The organism is Microtetraspora niveoalba (genome assembly GCF_001570405.1).
Classification (GTDB): Bacteria; Actinomycetota; Actinomycetes; order Streptosporangiales; family Streptosporangiaceae; genus Microtetraspora; species Microtetraspora niveoalba.
Genome location: NZ_BBYM01000024.1, coordinates 34,648 through 51,479, shown reverse-complemented (window position 1 = coordinate 51,479; position 16,832 = coordinate 34,648). Strand labels below are relative to the sequence as shown.

15 protein-coding genes are annotated in these 16,832 nt (G+C 73.1%); 5 read left to right on the top strand and 10 right to left on the bottom strand.

Annotated elements, in window-relative coordinates:
• Window positions 1-249: 249 nt before the first annotated feature.
• The 3 genes from AWQ70_RS23735 to AWQ70_RS23725 all read right to left on the bottom strand — a co-directional run bounded on the left by AWQ70_RS23735 (window position 250) and on the right by AWQ70_RS23725 (window position 3,141).
• Complete coding sequence (locus AWQ70_RS23735) at window positions 250-1,617, bottom strand: sensor histidine kinase (RefSeq protein ID WP_218004630.1); 1,368 nt, start codon at window positions 1,615-1,617, stop codon at window positions 250-252.
• A 45-nt stretch (window positions 1,618-1,662) separates the two neighbouring features.
• The gene (locus tag AWQ70_RS23730; protein WP_067180016.1) at window positions 1,663-2,316 is read right to left on the bottom strand and encodes a response regulator; all 654 of its coding nucleotides are present in this window, start codon (window positions 2,314-2,316) and stop codon (window positions 1,663-1,665) included.
• Window positions 2,317-2,460: 144 nt separating this feature from the next.
• Complete coding sequence (locus AWQ70_RS23725) at window positions 2,461-3,141, bottom strand: NAD(P)-dependent oxidoreductase (RefSeq protein WP_067180013.1); 681 nt, start codon at window positions 3,139-3,141, stop codon at window positions 2,461-2,463.
• Between the two features lie 104 nt (window positions 3,142-3,245).
• Here AWQ70_RS23725 and AWQ70_RS23720 point away from each other — a divergent pair, with 104 nt between their 5' ends.
• From AWQ70_RS23720 to AWQ70_RS23710, 3 genes are all read left to right on the top strand, one after another.
• Window positions 3,246-3,617 (top strand): winged helix-turn-helix transcriptional regulator, encoded by a 372-nt coding sequence (locus AWQ70_RS23720; RefSeq protein WP_084517712.1) that lies wholly within the window; start codon window positions 3,246-3,248, stop codon window positions 3,615-3,617.
• 196 nt (window positions 3,618-3,813) lie between these two features.
• Window positions 3,814-4,341 carry a DUF6609 family protein gene (locus tag AWQ70_RS23715; RefSeq protein WP_067179806.1) on the top strand — a complete coding sequence of 176 codons (528 nt, stop codon included), beginning with the start codon at window positions 3,814-3,816 and terminating at the stop codon, window positions 4,339-4,341.
• 212 nt (window positions 4,342-4,553) lie between these two features.
• Window positions 4,554-5,498 carry a GNAT family N-acetyltransferase gene (locus AWQ70_RS23710; protein WP_067179803.1) on the top strand — a complete coding sequence of 315 codons (945 nt, stop codon included), beginning with the start codon at window positions 4,554-4,556 and terminating at the stop codon, window positions 5,496-5,498.
• Between the two features lie 51 nt (window positions 5,499-5,549).
• On the opposite strand, the gene AWQ70_RS23705 is transcribed toward AWQ70_RS23710, so the two are convergent.
• Together AWQ70_RS23705 and AWQ70_RS23700 are read right to left on the bottom strand one after the other, a co-directional pair.
• On the bottom strand, window positions 5,550-6,809 hold the full coding sequence (locus tag AWQ70_RS23705; RefSeq protein WP_157530307.1) for a hypothetical protein: 1,260 nt from the start codon (window positions 6,807-6,809) through the stop codon (window positions 5,550-5,552).
• A gap of 131 nt (window positions 6,810-6,940) precedes the next feature.
• Window positions 6,941-7,510: a PadR family transcriptional regulator gene (locus AWQ70_RS23700; protein WP_245647120.1), complete on the bottom strand. Its 570-nt coding sequence runs from the start codon at window positions 7,508-7,510 to the stop codon at window positions 6,941-6,943.
• 54 nt (window positions 7,511-7,564) lie between these two features.
• Here AWQ70_RS23700 and AWQ70_RS23695 point away from each other — a divergent pair, with 54 nt between their 5' ends.
• The gene (locus AWQ70_RS23695; RefSeq protein WP_067179795.1) at window positions 7,565-8,743 is read left to right on the top strand and encodes an FAD-dependent oxidoreductase; all 1,179 of its coding nucleotides are present in this window, start codon (window positions 7,565-7,567) and stop codon (window positions 8,741-8,743) included.
• A gap of 128 nt (window positions 8,744-8,871) precedes the next feature.
• On the opposite strand, the gene AWQ70_RS23690 is transcribed toward AWQ70_RS23695, so the two are convergent.
• Window positions 8,872-10,182: an RNA polymerase sigma factor gene (locus AWQ70_RS23690; protein ID WP_245647119.1), complete on the bottom strand. Its 1,311-nt coding sequence runs from the start codon at window positions 10,180-10,182 to the stop codon at window positions 8,872-8,874.
• An 88-nt stretch (window positions 10,183-10,270) separates the two neighbouring features.
• Complete coding sequence (locus tag AWQ70_RS23685; RefSeq protein WP_157530305.1) at window positions 10,271-11,251, bottom strand: alpha/beta hydrolase family protein; 981 nt, start codon at window positions 11,249-11,251, stop codon at window positions 10,271-10,273.
• Between the two features lie 233 nt (window positions 11,252-11,484).
• On the opposite strand from AWQ70_RS23685, the gene AWQ70_RS23680 reads away from it, so the two are divergent.
• Complete coding sequence (locus tag AWQ70_RS23680) at window positions 11,485-11,742, top strand: hypothetical protein (protein WP_067179784.1); 258 nt, start codon at window positions 11,485-11,487, stop codon at window positions 11,740-11,742.
• 123 nt (window positions 11,743-11,865) lie between these two features.
• Here AWQ70_RS23680 and AWQ70_RS23675 read toward each other — a convergent pair whose 3' ends face one another.
• From AWQ70_RS23675 to AWQ70_RS23665, 3 genes are all read right to left on the bottom strand, one after another.
• Window positions 11,866-12,240, bottom strand: a complete 375-nt coding sequence (locus AWQ70_RS23675; RefSeq protein WP_067179780.1) for a YciI family protein — start codon at window positions 12,238-12,240, stop codon at window positions 11,866-11,868.
• Between the two features lie 210 nt (window positions 12,241-12,450).
• Window positions 12,451-13,662, bottom strand: coding sequence for an FAD-dependent monooxygenase (locus AWQ70_RS23670; RefSeq protein WP_245647118.1), 1,212 nt, complete (start codon window positions 13,660-13,662; stop codon window positions 12,451-12,453).
• 100 nt (window positions 13,663-13,762) lie between these two features.
• Complete coding sequence (locus tag AWQ70_RS23665; protein WP_067179777.1) at window positions 13,763-16,828, bottom strand: ATP-binding protein; 3,066 nt, start codon at window positions 16,826-16,828, stop codon at window positions 13,763-13,765.
• Window positions 16,829-16,832: the final 4 nt, after the last annotated feature.

Genomic DNA, 16,832 nt, shown 5'->3' with positions numbered 1-16,832 from the left:
CGTCATCATCAGGTCCTCCGGATCCAAAGGGCGTCCGGAGCAGAATCGGTCTTCCCGGGCGGACACGGCATCTGCCGTTCGGCAGATATCGGGTGACCGGTTCGGCGTACGCGTGGCCCGAGCCGTTGCAGCGCGTCCCTCGGGTGCGCGGTACCTCCGCCATCCCCGACCCGCCCGCGACACGGCCTCTTCTCCGCCCGGACGCACTCCCCTGCGATCTCGCGCCCCGGTCTCCGCCGGTGCCGCGGCTCAGGATCTCGCGTAGATCCTGTCCTGGGCACTCCGCGGGACCGGCAGGACCGCCGTGACCTTCCATCCCCGCCCGTGGCGGCCGGTGTCGAGGACGCCCCCGATCGCCTCGACCCGCTCGGCCAGGCCGATCAGGCCGGTGCCCCCGCCCGTCCGTCCGCTCCCCGAGAGGCCGTACGGGCGGCCCTCCGCACCGTCCGGCCCGCCCCCGCCGTCGGAGGGGCCGGCGCCGGACGTCGCCTTCCTCCGCCCGAGACGGCCCCGGCCGCCGTCGTCCACGACGGACACCTCCAGTGCGGGGCCGGCGACGCGGGCGACCGAGACCACGACCCGGGTCGCCGAGGACGCGTGCCGCCGTACGTTGGTCAGCGCTTCGAGGACCACGGCGTAGGCGGTGCTCTCGATCTCGCGCGGCAGCACGTCCGCCGGGACGCCGCCGCCGCGCGCCCCGCCGTCCGCGGCGCCGGTCTCGTCGCCGGGCATGTGGATCTCGGCGGGGATCCCTCCGGTGGCGGAGAAGCGGCCGACGAGGTCCGGCAGGTCGGCCAGGCCGTACATGCGGGTCGGCGGCGGCTCCGCGCTCGCCCGCTCGTCCGGATCGCGCAGCGCACCGACCATGTGGTCCATCGACGCGAGCGCCCGCAGCCCGGCCTCCTCGACACGTGCGGCGAGGGCGCGCGCCTGCTCCGCGTCGAGGTCGCCGAACTGCGCGGCCTGGGCCTCCAGAACGATGCCGGTGACCTCGTGCGCGACGAAGTCGTGCAGGTCGCGGGCCACGTCGAGCCGCTGCGCGCGCTTGGCCCGCGCCACCGCGCGTACCCGCCGGTCGTCCTGGGATCTGAGGTACAGCGCGACGCCCGCCACGCAGGCCATGGGGAAGAACGCCAGTAGGCACGCGATGACCGACGTCTCCAGCGAGGGGTGGGGCATCCGGAGCGTCAGCCTCAGGGGCAGCTCCACCACCGACGCGAGGGCCAGCGACGTCGCGACCAGCGCCGCCGGCAGGCGCGGCGACCGCCGGATCACCCGTCCGAGGAGAAGCAGCAGCGCCCCGAACTCGACGGGCAGCCACACCCCGACGAACTGGTGCTGTCCCTGGTAGAGGAAGGCGGCGGCGAAGGAGACCGCGGCGACGACGCTCGCCGCCGTGGCCAGGCCGATCCCCCGGTACGGCCAGCGGGTCAGCGCGACGGCCGCGGCGAGGGTCGCCGGGAAGACGACGACGAGCGCGCCCGGAGGAGCGAAGACGGCCGGGAGCGGCACCATCGCCACGACCACGGCGTACAGGACGTCGCGGAACCTGATCCTTCTCGCACGTCCTCCGTTCCCCGAAGGGAGCGCGTTCCCGCCGGGCCGTCCACGCATCATGGACCGAGCGTACGCAGCGCTCGCCGCACCCCCGGCACGAGCGGGTCACCGGCCGCGGGCGTACCCCATCTCCCAGGCGCGTACGGCGATGCCGACCCGGTTCCGCACGCCGAGCTTGCGCTGGATGCTCGCGACGTGGGTCTTCACCGTTCCGGGCGAGATGAACAGCTCGCCGGCGATGTCGGCGTTGGTCTTGCCCTCGGCCACCTGGCCGGCGATCTCGATCTCGCGCTCGGTCAGCGGCTCGGGAAGCGGGCTGTGCCGCGGCCCCGACCCGGTGACGTGCTTCAACAGCCGTACGGTGATGGAGGGGCTGATCAGGCTGTCCCCCGCCATCGCCGCCCGGATCGCCTCGATGAGGAGCGTGGGCCCCGACCGCTTGAGCAGGAAACCGGACGCGCCGTGCCGCAACGCCGGATAGACGTACTCGTCGAGGTCGAACGTCGTCACGACGACCACCTTGACCGGGGACGCCGCCTCGGGACCGGCGAGCAGGCGGGTCACCTCCAGCCCGTCCATCCTGGGCATGCGGATGTCGACCAGCGCCACGTCCGGCTGGAACCGCCGGGCCATCTCCACCGCGCTCATCCCGTCGGCGGCCTCGCAGACGACGGTGATGTCCGGCTGGCTCTCCAGGATGCGCCGCAGGCCGCGCCGCACCATCTCCTGGTCGTCGGCGATCAAAACGCGTATGGCCATCCGCTCATTCTGGCCGGTCGCGCCGCGGGTCGCGACGGCCGTGCCGCACGGAAGGGAGCCGCACGGAAGGGACACGCGGGAACGGCCTGATCGTGTATCCGCCGGATCCCGCAGACCCGGGTCGCCGGGGTGGGGCGAGAGTTTTCACCCCTGTTCGACGCCCAGGTGCGTACGGCGGTGCCTCGGGCTGTCGATCTCGTCGAGCAGCGCGATCGCGAAGTCGGCGTACGAGATGCGACTGTCCATGTCCGCCGGAGCGAGGCGATAACGTCCGGTGCGCCCGCCACCGTGGTCGAAGTCGCCGGCCGGGCTGACCACCAGCCAGTCCACCGGCGTGTCGGCGGACCGCAGCGCGTCCGTCCCCGCGCGGTGCCCCAGGCAGAAGGCGCGGTACTCCTGCGGATAGCCGGGCGTGTCCATCAACGGCACGCCGGAGGCGGTCTCCAGGACGGAGGCGAGACCGACCGCCAGCAGCCGCTCCACCCCGGCCCCGGCCAGGCCGTCGAGCAGGGCGCGGGCGGCGGCGGGGAAGAAGACGTCGGGCGGCGCGGCCAGGTCGGCGGCGGCGTTGACGGCCGCGTCGTGCCCGGCGGCGAGCCGCGCGATGCCGTCCACGTCGGTGACGTCGCCCGCGACCAGCGTCACGCCGCCCGTCCGGTCGCCGGAGCTCCCCGGGCCGTACGCGGCCGGGTCGTCGTACGCGGCCGGGTCGTACTTGGCCGGATCGCGGACGACGGCGGTGACGTGGTGGCCACGTCGGCGGGCCTCCTGGACGGCGGCCCGACCGGCCCTTCCTCCTGCACCGAAAACAATGATTTTGCCCATCCGAATCACCTCGTTCACCGGAGGCCGGATCCTGTCTCCGGCCGCTTTCGCGGACGCTATCCGGAGAGGTGGTTACCTCCCGGATACCGGCTAGCGTGGCTTCCGTGAGAGAGCCCCTCGATCCCGACATGTTCGATCCGGTCTGCCCCTCGGATCTCACGCCGATCCGGTTCGGCGACAAGTGGGCGGGCATGGTCATCCGCTGCCTTGAGCACGGGCCGCGACGGTTCTCGGAGCTGCGGATACCCCTGCGCGGCGTCACCGCCAAGGTGCTCACCCAGTCGCTGCGCGCCCTCGAACGGGACGGCATGGTCGTCCGCGTCGAGCATTCCGGGCCGATCCGGCGGGTCGAGTACGAGCTCACCCCGCTCGGCCGCAGCCTCCTCGAACCGATGGCCGCCGCCTGCGCCTGGGCCGAGGAGCACTGGGAGGAGCTTCTCGACGCCCGGGAGGCCGCCGCCGCGCGGGCCCGGTGACGCCCTCCGGCCCGGACGTGCCGCCGCGCGTTCCGGCCGCGGTGACGGCGTGCGCGACCAGGTCGTGCCGCTTCTGATGCGGTCGGGGGCTCTCGCCGGACAGCCCCTCGCCCACCGGCGATCCCCGGCGGCCGGCGCGCTTGATCAACTTTTACATTAATGTGAGCCCTTTACCCTTCAGGAAGTTAGGGCTGACATGCCGACGATCGCGGTAGCCGTCGCGGACCATCCGTATCCGCTGATCAGGGGAGGCGGTCTCTTCCTCATCTTCGTCGGCCTGGGTTTCCTGGGGAGCTGGACGTTCAACAAATACTGGCTCCAGTTCATGATCGGCGGATTCATCGCGGGGTTCACGGCGAGCGGACTCAGCGCGCTGCTGCCCAGTCTCGGCAGCCCGTCGTTCGCGCAGATCGCCGGGCTGGTCGGCTCGTTCGTCATCGAGATGGGCCTGATCTATCTGGCCATCACGACGACCAAGGACGCGGACGAGCGCACGCAGATCCTCAGCATCCTGTTCGTGGTCGGCCTGCACTTCCTGCCGATGGGCCTCGCCCACGGCCCCCTGATCACGACTCTGGGCGTCCTCACGGCGATCAACGCGCTCATCGGACTGCGCCTGGCGCGCGCCACGCCCACCCCCGTCTTCGGGGTCGTCGACGCGGTGCTCAAGCTCGGCTTCGGCTGCGTGATGCTCTTCGCCTACCCGGCCCTGACGTTCGCCTGACGTCCGGTCCGGACGCACCGGTGGAAAACGGTTTGCCGGCCTCGAAACCAGTCAGATAGAACAGACGCCGGATCCGGCCGACCGCGGCCGGCACACCCACGAGAGGAGGGATAAGCCGATGCGTGCCATGACCATCGTGCCGGTTCCTTCCCTGGGCACGGCCGCGCGCTGACCCGGGAGCGACCTGGCACACCTCATCGAAGGAAAGTGCCATGCCCCAGAACGACCTGACCATCCGCCCGATCACCGGGCGTGAGGAACTCCCCCTTTTCACCCGCCTGTCGTACGCCTTCGACCACGAGCTGGCCGACGACCTCCACTCCGGTCGCCGCCGGCCCGAGTGGATGTGGATGGCCCTGCGCGGCGACCGCCTCGTCGCCAGGCTCGCCTGGTGGGCCCGGGGCGAGGGCGAGCCGCCGTACATGCTCGACGTCTTCGACCTCGACGACACCCTGCCCGAATCCGAGCGCCGCGAGCTGGGCGCCCGGCTGCTGGAGACCGCCACGGCCGCCGTCGTCCCGCCCGGTGCCCAGCCGATCGAATACAGCCGGTTCGTCCCGCCCGGCTGGCGTGACGACGCGACCGCGAGGCAGGCCGTCGAGGATCGTATGGCCGTGCTCGAAGCGACCGGCGCCCGGCTGCTCGTCGAGCGGCTGCGCCTGGAGTGGCGGCCCGGGACGCCGATCCCGGAGCCGAGCGGCAGGCTGCGGTTCCGGCCCGTACGCGGGCGCGACGAACTCGTCGAGCTGATGACCCTCGTCCTGGAGGGCACGCTCGACGCGCACAGCCACGCCGATCTCGCCACGATGACCCCGGCGCAGGCGGCGGCCGCGCAGTACGACGACGAGATGGCGCGCTACCGGAGCCCGCGGGAGTGGTGGCGGACGGCGACGACCCCCGACGGCGATCCGGTCGGGTTCGTGATCCCGGCCCGGAACGACTACAACCCGATCATCGCGTACATCGGCGTGCTTCCCGCGTATCGCGGAAGGGGCTACATCGACGACATCCTCGCCGAGGGCACCCGCGTCCTCGCGGCGCAGGACGTCCCCCGGATCCGGGCGTCGACGGACATCGGCAACGTCCCGATGGCGCGGGCGTTCGAGCGCGCCGGATACGTCAACTTCGAGCGTGAGATCAACATGACCTGGAGCTGACCCGTCCGGGCCGGGCGGACCGCCCCTCCCGGCAGGGGTGCCGTGGGGCGGTCAGCCGCCGCCCTCCGGCCTCCCGACGGACATCTCGTTCCAGGGACGCCACCCGGGAGGGTTGAGCGGGAGGTCGCGAACGCGGTGGGACTTCCCGGTGCGCACGTCTACGGAGTAGAAGCCGAAGGAATCGGACTCCTCCGGGGTCTCGGCCTTGATCACGTAGTGGCCGTCGTCGAGCCAGCCGAATCCCCGGGGGACGTTCTCCTCCGACAGCAGGTCCAGCCGGTGCTTGTCGACGACCTCTCCGGTGCGGGCGTCGTGAAGGACGAGGAAGTCCTTTCCGATCCCGTCCTCGTCCACGATCTCGGTGACCGACCGGCCGTCGGGCGAAAGGTCGCCGACGCGGCCGTCGCTCTTCCATTCGCCGAGGACCTTCCCCTGTCCGTCGATCAGGGTGACGAGATCCTCCTCCGTGTCGTCCTCCCAAGGATCGGCGCATGAGCGCCGGACGGCGATGGACGACGCGTCCCGGCTCATCCCGATGACATGGCAGAATCCCTCGATCGTGGACGTCCGGCCCGAGGACGTATCGGTGAGAAGGATCCCGGGACGCTGGCTTCCGTTCACCGCGCTGGAGGCGAGGGCGAGATGGCGTCCGTCCGGCGACATGCGCAGGCCGTTGAAATCCGCGAGTGCCTGCCCGTCCATTTTCGGAGACAGGTCGTGGATCACCGCGCCGCGCAGATCCCACGCCACGAACCGCCCGCGCGTCTTGCTGAAATACGCGATGCGGTGACCGTCCGCGCCGATCAGGAGCGGCATCGCGCGCCGGGCGGCGCCGACCGTCCGCGCCTCACTCACCGCGTCGTACAGCTCGATGTCGGCCCAGCAGGCCCCGTCGTCGTCGCACCCGCCGCCGTAGGGCAGCCCGAGTTCCTGCCGTCCCTCGCTCTCCTTGAACTCGCTCCGCAGGTGCCAGTCCGCGCACACGGCCGGTTCCGCGCCGTCCTTCTCCTCCTCCTCTTCTTCGTCGTTCGCGCTCGCGGAGATGTCACATGCCGACCCCTGCCCGACGTACGCGTACCGGATGGGCGGATCGAAGGGGCGGGGCGCCCAGTCGTCGGCCACCTTGCTTTCGGAAGGAAGGACGGTGGCCAGGAACGCCACCGCGAAGGCGCCGACGACGACGAACGGCAGCCACATGAGAAGGACCCGCCGGCGTGACCGCACGCCGGACCCGGGTGCGCCGTCGGATCCGTCCGGGGAGTTCTCCTGTTCCTGCACCGGCCCGCCCATTTCCCTTACAGGTTCGTTCACACCGCTTGACGCCAACATAAGTGAGGCCCGTCACAGGCCAATAACGGATCAGCGGGCACGCCCCCGGCCGGGTGACGGCCGGTCCCCCGAGTCCGGCGAGCCACTTCGCGGCTCGCCGTGAGTTCCGGGCCCTAAAGGCGGAAATCCCAGTCGAGCCGGCCGGCGCGCAGGTCGTCGGCGAGCCCGCGCACATAGTCCAGCTCGGCCGCGACCACGCAGCGCTGGTACTCGGACTCCACCATGAAGACCCGGATCAGGAACGTCGCGGACTCCTTCATCTCCGCGTCCAGCGCGGAGAGCCGCCCCTCAAGGGCGGCGATGCGGTCGCGCAGCGCGGCCTCGACCTCGTCCGGCGGGAGCACGGGCAGGAAGGCGAGCGCGGCGGGGAACTCGGGGAACTCGCGCGCGGGTGTGGAGAGCATGGTCCGCATCCACTCCCGCAGGGTTTCCCGGCCCGCCTCCGTGGGCTCGTAGACGGTCCGTTCCGGGCGGTTCTCCTCGCGCGACGTCTCCCGTACGGCGATGAGCCCGGCCCGGAGCAGGCGGTCGATGGTCTGGTACACGCTGTTCCGCTGCGCGACGTTGACCACGTCGTCCTTGTGCCGCTCCTTGATCAATTGCTGCATCCGGTACGCGTGCATCGGCTCTTCGCAGACCAGGGTGAGCAGCGCCATGGCCAGGGGAGACCGCCTCGTCGACATGCCGGACATCGTATCGCTCTAGCGCGCGCTAGTTATGTTATGTATAGTTAAATTATGACTAGAGCACTGATCATCGGCGGAGGCATCGCGGGCCCGGTCACGGCCATGGCGCTGCGGCAGGCGGGCATCGACAGCGACGTCTTCGAGGCGTACGACCGAAGCTCGGACGGCGTCGGCGCGTTCCTCACCCTCGCGTCCAACGGGCTCGCGGCCCTGCGCGTCCTCGGCCTGGACGACCTGGTCTGCGGCCTCGGCATGGACTCGTCGCGCATGCGGATGCTCAACGGGCGCGGCAAGGAGCTCGCCACCTTCACCCAGCCCGGCCGCACGCTGAAGCGCGCCGACCTCTACCGGTCGCTCCGCGACGAGGCCGTACGGCGCGGCGTGCGCATCCACTACGGCAAGCGGCTCGACGACGCGCTGATCGGCCGGGACGGCGTGCGCGCGGTCTTCTCCGACGGGAGCACGGCCGAGGGCGATCTGCTCATCGGCGCCGACGGGCTGCGGTCGCGCACCCGCACGATCATCGACCCCGGCGCGCCGCGCGCCCGGCACGTCGGGCTGCTGAACACGGGCGGTTTCGCGCGTGGCGTCACCGTCCCGGGCGAGCCGGGGACCAACCACTTCATCTTCGGCAAGAAGTGCTTCTTCGGCTATCTGGTCCACCCGGACGGCGAGGTGTGGTGGTTCGCCAACCCGCCGAGCCGGAAGGAGCCGACCCGGGAGGAGCTCGCGGCGATCACCCCGACGCAGTGGCGGGCCCGGCTGACGTCGCTGTTCCGCGACGACGTCGGCCCGATGCTCGACATCATCGGCGCCACCGAGCACATCATCAGCGGCTGGAACACCTACGACTTCCCGACCGTGCCGAAGTGGTTCAACGAGCGCATGGTGATCGTCGGCGACGCCGCGCACGCGACCTCGCCGTCGTCCGGTCAGGGCGCGTCGATGGCCATGGAGGACGCGGTGGTGCTGGCCAAGTGCCTGCGCGACGTCCCCGGCCTCCCCCGCGCGTTCGCCGCCTTCGAGGGGCTGCGCCGGGAGCGGGTCGAGCGCATCGTCGCCCAGGGCAAGCGCAACGGGAGCGGCAAGGCGCCAGGGATCGTCGGCGCGTTCGCCCGCGACCTCGTGCTGCCGACGATCATGCGCAAGGTGGCCGAGAAGAACGCGCTGTCCTGGATGCACGACTACCGGATCGCGTGGGACGACCGCGTCCTCGCCCCGTCCCGCTGACGTGGAGCCCTTCCGGCCCCGCGGCGCCCGGGGCTCGGCGGCACGACCGCGGCGCCCCACAGCCCGTCCCTACAGCGTTCTCACAGCCCGTCCCTACAGCGTTCCCACGGCTCCCACGCGCCGGGCGGTCACGGATCGGCGCGGTCCGGCCCGCCGGCGTGGGCTCCCCGTACGGCGGCCAGGCGAGCGGTGAAGAGAGCACGCTCCCGTTCGTTGCGGGTGATCGCCGCGGCGCGCTCGAACTCCTCACCCGCCTCGCCGAGCCGGCCGAGCCGCTCCAGCAGGTCCCCCCGTACGGCCGGGAGCTGCGGGTAGTTCGCGAGCGCGCGTTCCGTCACCAGGCGGTCCACGATCTCCAGGCCGTCGGCCGGGCCGTACGCCATGCTCACCGCGACCGCGCGGTTCAGCTCGACGACGGGCGAGGGGGCGACGTGGGCGAGCAGCAGATAGAGCGCGGAGATCCGCTCCCAGTCGGTGTCCCGGGCCGACACCGCGCGGGCGTGGCAGGCCGCGATCGCCGCCTGCAGCCCGTACGGCCCGAGCCTGCCGAGCGCCTCGGCACGGCCGAGCGCGTCCAGCCCGCGGCGGATCAGCAGCCGGTCCCACAGCCGCCGGTCCTGGTCGAGCAGCGTGACGGCCGCGCCGTCCGGGCCGGTCCGCGCGGCGGCACGGGAGGCCTGGATCTCCATCAGGGCGACGAGGCCGTGCACCTCGGCCTCGTCCGGCATGAGGCCCGCCAGGAGGCGGCCCAGGCGCAGCGCCTCCTCGCAGAGCGACGTACGCATCCAGTCGGCGCCCGCCGTCGCCGAGTAGCCCTCGTTGAAGATGAGGTAGACGACCTCCAGCACCGACGCGAGCCGCTCGGCCAGCGCGCCCGGCGCGGGCATCTCGATCCGCACCCGCCGCTCGGCGAGGGTGCGCTTGGCGCGCGAGATCCGCTGGCCGACGGTCGGCTCCGGTACGAGGAAGGCCCGTGCGATCTCCGCGGTCGTCAGGCCGCCGAGCAGCCGGAGGGTGAGCGCCAGCCGCCCCTCGGTCGAGAGGACGGGATGGCAGGCCGTGAAGAGCAGGCGCAGCAGGTCGTCGCCGATGTGGTCGTCGAGCGCGTCGTCCAGCTCGGCCTCGGCCGCCTCCTGGCGGGTCTCCATGTCCCGGCCGAGCTCCACGAGCTTCTGGTCGTACCGGGTCCTACGGCGCAGCAGGTCGATCGCGCGGTGTTTGGCGGTCTGCATGAGCCACGCGCCGGGATTGTCCGGCACGCCGGACTCCGGCCACCGCTCCAGAGCGAGGACCAGGGCGTCCTGCGCCAGCTCCTCCGCGAGCCCGACGTCGCCGACCACACGGGCCAGCCCCGCGATCACCCGGGCGGACTCGATCCGCCAGACCGCCTCGATCACCTGTCGCGGGTCGCCACCTGTCACGACGACCGATCCAAGCACGTCGCCGCACCCGGCGGCACCCTTGCCCCCGAATGAGGGGATGTCGTCCCGCCGGAGGGGCCCGGGGCGCCGCAGGCCCCGTGGACCGTCAGGGAAGCAGCAGACCCCAGTAGAGGGCCCAGGGGACGAACACCAGGCCACCGAGGAGCAGGAGGCCGAGCCGTGCCCGCTCCCCTCGCGGCACGGACCGGCGGGCCCGACGCCAGGCCCGCGCGGTGAGGACCGCGGCGACCACGGCGGCCACCGCGAGAGCCTGCAACGCCAGCCAGATCACGGGACGGCCCGCCAGCACGGGTCCGGGAACGGCCAGCTTGCCGCCGGTCATCACCAGATAGAACAGGTAGGAGAACGACCCGAGCGCCGCCGTGAGCCCGCCGGCGCTGAGCAACCGGGCCGCCCGGCTCACCGGGGCGCGCGAGCCGCCGCGCATCCGGCGTACCAGCGCGACCAGGGGATAGGCGGCGAACGCGACGACGAGCAGCACCATGGCCGCGAGCTGCGCCGCCGCCGACTCCCACCAGCCCGGCGGGTCCACCGGCACGGTCGGGCTCTCCTGTACGGGATCGGGCCCCGATGTGCGCGCGACGGGCGCCCGTCCTTCCGTGGCGTCGCGGACCCAGGAACCGACCAGGTCGGCGTATCCGGGGGCGAGTTCGGGAAGCCGGGTGACGCCGCCGTCGGGGGTCGCGTGTGCGGCGTGGTCGGCGCCGGCGAAGAAGTGGAACGCGTAACGCCGGTTGCCGCCCTTCTCCAGCGCCGCGGCGAACCCGCGCGGGCTCTCCCGGGGAGGAGTCAGCAGGTCGTGGACGCCCCAGATGCCGAGCACCGGCTGGCGGACGGCGGCTATGGTCGGCGCCGGGTCGTAGTAGGGCTCGGGGAACATGCCGCCGTCGGCGAGCGCCCGGTAGAGGTTGGGTTCGGTCCGGTCGACCAGCGGGCCCGACACCCCGGCCTTGCGCAGCCCGGCCGCCACGGCCCAGGCCTGCTGGCGCAACGGCTGCCGGCTGTTCGCGCCCACGAGCACGACGAACGCGACGTCCTCCGACCGCGAGGCCGCGATCGGAGCCACCCATCCGCCCTCGCTCAACCCCCCAGACGCCGACCTTCGCCGGGTCGACGCCCGGCTGGCCGCGCAGCGCGGCCACGGCGCCGAGCGCGTCTTCCGCGAGCTGCGAGTACGACCGCTGGAACAGCGAATAGCCCTCGGAGCGCTCGACCGGCCGGGAGCGCTGGTGGCGCAAGGCCGGGCCGCGCGACCTGCGACTGCCGACGCCCGAGCAGCTCGCCCCGGAGGACCGTCCGGTGCTCGCCGAGTTCCACCGGGTCGGCATGGAGCAGGATCGCGCGCTGTTCGAGCGCTTCCCCGAGGCGTACCGGCGCGATCCGGAGTGGGTGAAGGGCTCGCGGGGTCTCGGTCACATGACCAAGGCGGAGTTCCAGGAGTTCTTCGACGCCTACATCGCCCTGCTGATGAAGTACAGCCGCCGGGCGGAGGACGCCCCGCCGGACGCCCGCCCGCTGCACATCCGGCTCTTCGCCCTGCCCGCCGACGAGGACTGACCAGGTGCGGTCGCACCGGTCACGGTCCCGGCGGGCCCTCCCCGCCGAGGTCCCGCGTGACATGTCGTCACAGGGGGCCTCGGCGCGGACGTCGTACGGCGACGCGCCATACGCGCGGAGCGATCAGCCGCGCGGGGCGAAATCCTCCGGCCCGAAGACGCGCAGGACGTCGGCCTCGCCCTCCCAGCCCTCCCACAGGTCGCGGTGGATCTTCATGAAGCGGGAGGTCCACTCGATCGCCTCCTCCTTCGTCCGGACCTGGTAGAGGGCGTAGCTGATCAGCTCCTTCGCCTCGGCGAAGGGGCCGTCCGTGACGCTCAGCTTCCCTCCGACGAGCTCGACCCGCGCGCCCTCGGCGCTCGGCGCCAGCCCGTTCGTGTCGAGGAGGACACCGGCCCTGGTCGCCTCCTCGCCCAGCTTGGCGATGGCCGCCATCAGCTCGGCGGGCGGCGGGGTGGTGGGCTGGGCGGTGACCTTGAGGGTGATCATGTACCGCATGGCGGGCTTCCCTTCGTTCGCGACCTGTCAGTGTGCCGGGTCCTTCCGGCCCTTCGACAACGCATCGAACGGGCGAGCGCCGTTTCGACAGTGCGGGCACATTCTTTTCAAGATTTTTTCGACGCCCCGCCGCCCCGCCCCGCCGCCTCGCCGGCCCGCCGTTCCCCGGACACACGGCCCCGCCGGCGCGCCGCGTCCCACGGGACTCGGTCATCGGCGCACCAGCGGCCGATAGTCCTTGAGCGTGATGTTGGTGGCGAACCTGTCGGTCATCTTCATCATCAGCGAGAAGAGGGGGCCGAGTTTGAACATCAGGTTGCGCGCTTTGATGCCGCGCCGCGTGCGGGGAGCCAGGAAAGGACCCGCGTTGCCGTTCTTCGCGATCTTGGCATAGTCGCGGAACGCCTCCTCGTAGCGCCGGAACGCGACCCGATGGTCCCCGCCCGCCTCGGCCAGCTCCCCCGCCAGGACGTACGCGCCCACCATGGCGAGTCCGGTGCCGAACCCGCCCAGCGTGTTGCCGTACGCCGAGTCGCCCAGCAGCACCACGCGGCCCTCGCTGTAGCGGTCGATCCGGACCTGGCTGATCGAGTCGAGGTAGACGTCGTCCGCCTCCCGCACCGCCTCCATGATCTCGGACGTCCGCCACGCCATCCCGGCGAAGGCGTCCAGCAGGATCCGCTTCATCGCCTCGGCGTCGTACCGGTCGTAGTCGAGGTGCGGCGAGGCGAAGGCGAAGAAGGCGGCGGCCGCCGGACCGCCGGTGGAGACCAGCCGGCCCGGCTCGTTGTACATCGTCGGGACCTTCCCGAAACCCGGCCGGATGCCGACCAGGGCGTAGTAGTACCCGAGGAAGCGGACGAAGTCGGATTCGGGACCGAACGCGAGGCGGCGGACGTTGGAGTGGATGCCGTCCGCGCCGACCACCAGGTCGAAGGTGCGCGGCGCGCCGCGCTCGAACGTGACGTGCACGCCGTCGGCGGTCTCGGTGAGCGAGGTGACCGAGTCCCCGAAGACGTACTCGCAGCCGGCCGCGCGCGTCCTCTCGTACAGCAGCCGGGACAGGTCGCCGCGGCGGATCTCCAGCTCGCCGCCGGTGAACTCCCCGGGCATCACCGCGAGCCTGCGGCCGTTCCAGTCGACGATCTCCTGGTCGGTCCCGCCGGTCTGCAGCCGCCGTACGTCCTCCAGGATGCCCATGCGCTCCAGCACGGTGAGGTGGACCTCGCCCTTGAAGTCGACGGCCTGGCCGCCGAGGCGCAGCGCCGGGGCCTTCTCGACCACGGTCGCGGCGAAGCCGTAACGGTCGAGCCAGTAGGCCAGCGCCGGACCGGCGACGCTGGCGCCGGAGATCAGGACGCGCGTGTTGCGCATGCCGTTCGTTCCGGCCGGGAGGTTCGTGTCGCTGTTCGTGAGGTTCATGCCTGTGAGCGTCGCCGGGAGCGCTGACAACCCGTAGACAGGCCGCTGACAGCCGGAGGCGGCGCCGTCAGCGCCCTCCGGTCCGGGACGCCGGACGAGGTCAGAAGAGCGCCGCCCACACCCCCGCGCGGTCGAGCGCGGCACCGCGCGCGAACGCCGCCGCGAACGCCTCGGCGCCGATCGCGGCGGTGGCCCGCGCGGCCACCAGGGCGACGTCCGGATCGCCGGCCACCGCCGTGCCGCGCAGCGCCACCCCGGCCCCCAGCAGGAACGCGGCCCGCTCCGCCGCCCCCTCCATCAGGGCCAGCCCGGCCAGTCCCTCGACCACCTCGGCGACGTCCATCGCGGGCATCTCGGACGCGATCGCGCGCGCCTCGCCGTGCCAGCGCCCGGCCTCCGCGAGGTCGCCCCCGGCCTGGGCCAGCCGTCCCAGCGCGGTGAACGTCCGCAACCTGGTGCTCTCACCCGCGTAGGTGCCGGGGGCGACGCCGTCGAGCGCCTTCGTATAGTGGGCGCGCGCCTCGTCGTGATCGCCCCGGTGGCGGGCCAGATCCCCCCACCCGAGCGCGATCAGGGCCGGCCGGTGGGACCGGCCCGTCCTGCGTTCCAGCTCGGCGGCGCGCCGCAGGTCCGCGGCCGCCGCGTCGGCGTCGCCCTCGCGGAGCAGGCCGCCCGCCCGGCGGCACAGCACGTCCACCATCTCGTCCAGGGCGCCGAGCTCCTCGTGCAGGTCGAGGGCGCGCGCCCACATCTCCCTGGCCCGCGCCCATTCGCCCCGCCAGCCGGCGATCGTGCCCAGCCACTCGTGTGCCTGGGCCGTTCCCCAGCGCTCACCGACCGCGCGGAAACCCTCCAGGGTGACTTCCAGCCGGCGTTCGGCCTCGGCCACCCTGCCGTCGAGCACGCACATCGTCCCGCGTCCGAGCGACGCCACGGCCCTGCTCCACGGGTCGGCGCCGAACTGCCGGGTCCGGGCGGAGGCATGCTCCGGCGGCCCGGCGACCATCCCCCACATGACCGCGGCGAACGGGTGCCGCAGCTCGTGGTCCAGCCGGCCCATGATCTCCTCGGCTCGCGCCCACTGCTCGGGCGGCGCGTCGGGTACGGCCTGGAGCACGCAGAGCACGTACTCCTCCTCAAGCCCCGCCGGCGGCTCGGCTCCGAAGCGGTCGAGCAGGCCGAGCGCGGCCGAGGCGGCCGGACCGGGCCGCCCGCTCAGCCACCAGTACGCCGCCAGGGCGCCGATCAGCCGCAGCGCCGTCTCCGGATCCGTCCGCACGGCGTGGCGCAACGCGACGTCGAAGTTGCTGCGCTCGGCGGACAGCCGGGCCACCCAGTCGAGCTGCTCGGCCCTGCGCAGCCACGGCTCGGCCCGCCCCGCCAGGTCGAGGAAGTACGCGGCGTGGGCGTCGCGCAGCCGCTCCTCCTCCCCCGCCTCCGCCAGCCGTTCGGCGCAGAAGAGGCGGATCGTGTCGAACATCCGGTAGCGCCCGTCGCTCGCCTCGACGAGGGATTTGTCCACCAGGTCGGCGAGCACCTCGGCGGGCCCGCAGACCCGCTCGACCGCCTCCAGCGACGCGCCTCCGGAGAACACCGAGAAGCGCCGGGCCATCGCCCGTTCGTCGGGGTCGAGCAGGCTCCAGCTCCACTCCACGACCGCGCGCAGCGTGCGGTGGCGCGCCGCCGCGGTGCGGTCGCCGCGCGACAGCAGCGCGAACCGGCCGTGCTCGTCCAACCGGGCGGCGATCTCCTCCACGGTGAACGTCCGCACCCTCGCCGCCGCCAGTTCGACGGCCAGGGGCAGCCCCTCCAGCACGGCGCAGATCTCGACGACCTCCGGCCGCATGGCGAAGCCCGGCCGTACGGCGGCGGCCCGGTCGGCGAACAGCCGTACGGCGGGGTAGCCGAGCGCCTCGTCGAGGTCCGTGCCCGGCGGCGGCACGGCCAGCGGCGCCAGCGGGACGAGCGTCTCGCCGGTGAGCCCGAGCGGCTCGCGGCTGGTGGCCAGGACGGACAGCCGGGGGCAGGCGTCGAGCAGCCGCCGGGCGAGGCCGGCCGCCGCCCCGATCACGTGCTCGCAGTTGTCCAGGATGAGCAGCAGCTCCTCGTCTGCCAGCGCCGCCGCGAGCCGCTCCGCGGGGTCGGGCGGCGTGAGCGCCGGCGCGCGCAGCCCCGTCTCGCGCAGCCCGAGCGCGCCCAACACCGCGCGCGGGACGTCGGCGCCGTCGTCGAGCGGGGACAGGTCCACGAAGCAGGCGTCCCGCCCCCGCCGGTGGCCCGCCTCGATCGCCAGCCTGGTCTTCCCGGTGCCGCCCGGCCCGGTCAGGGTGACCAGCCGGGAGTCCCGCAGGGTGTCGATCCGCGCCAGCTCCTCGGACCGGCCGACGAAACCGCCGAGCCGGGCGGGGAGCCGGCGGCCCGGCCCGGACGCGCGGCTCTCCTCGCCGCGCAGGATCGCCAGGTGGATCTCGGCCAGCTCGGGTGAGGGATCGGTGCCCAGCTCGTCGGCGAGGAGCCGCCTGCCCTCGTCGAAGACGGCCAGCGCCGCCGCCTGCTGTCCGGACGCGTGCAGCGCGCGCATGAGCTGCCCGCGCAGCCGTTCCCGCAGCGGATGCGCGGCCACGAGCGCGCGGAGCTCCGCCGTGGACGCGCCCTCGGGCAGGGCCAGCTCGGCCTCGGCGAGGTCCTCGCGCGCCGCCAGCCGCGCCTCCTCCAGCCGGGCCGCCTGCGGCGGGGCGAACGGCGCGTCGGCCACGTCCGCCAGCGCGGGGCCGCGCCACAGCGCGAGCGCCTCCCGGAGCGTACGCGCGGCGGACCTGTGGTCGCCCTCGGCCAGGAGCCGGCGTCCCTCGCGGGCGAGCCGCGCGAAGCGGTGGGCGTCCAGGTCGTCGGGGTCGATCGCGAGCCGGTATCCGGCGCCGTTGAGCTCGATCAGTCCGGACGGCAGGGCGCGGCGGAGGCGGGAGACCTGGGCCTGCACGGCGTTGGCCGCCCCGGCCGGCGCGTCGTCGCCGTACTGACCGTCGATCAGCCGGTCCACGCCGACCGGCCGTCCGGCGGCGAGCAGGAGCATCGCGAGGAGCGCGCGGGGCCGCGGCCCGCCGACGGGGACCGGCTCCCCCTCACCCGTCCGGGCCTCCAGCGGGCCCAGAATGCCGAACTGCACGGGA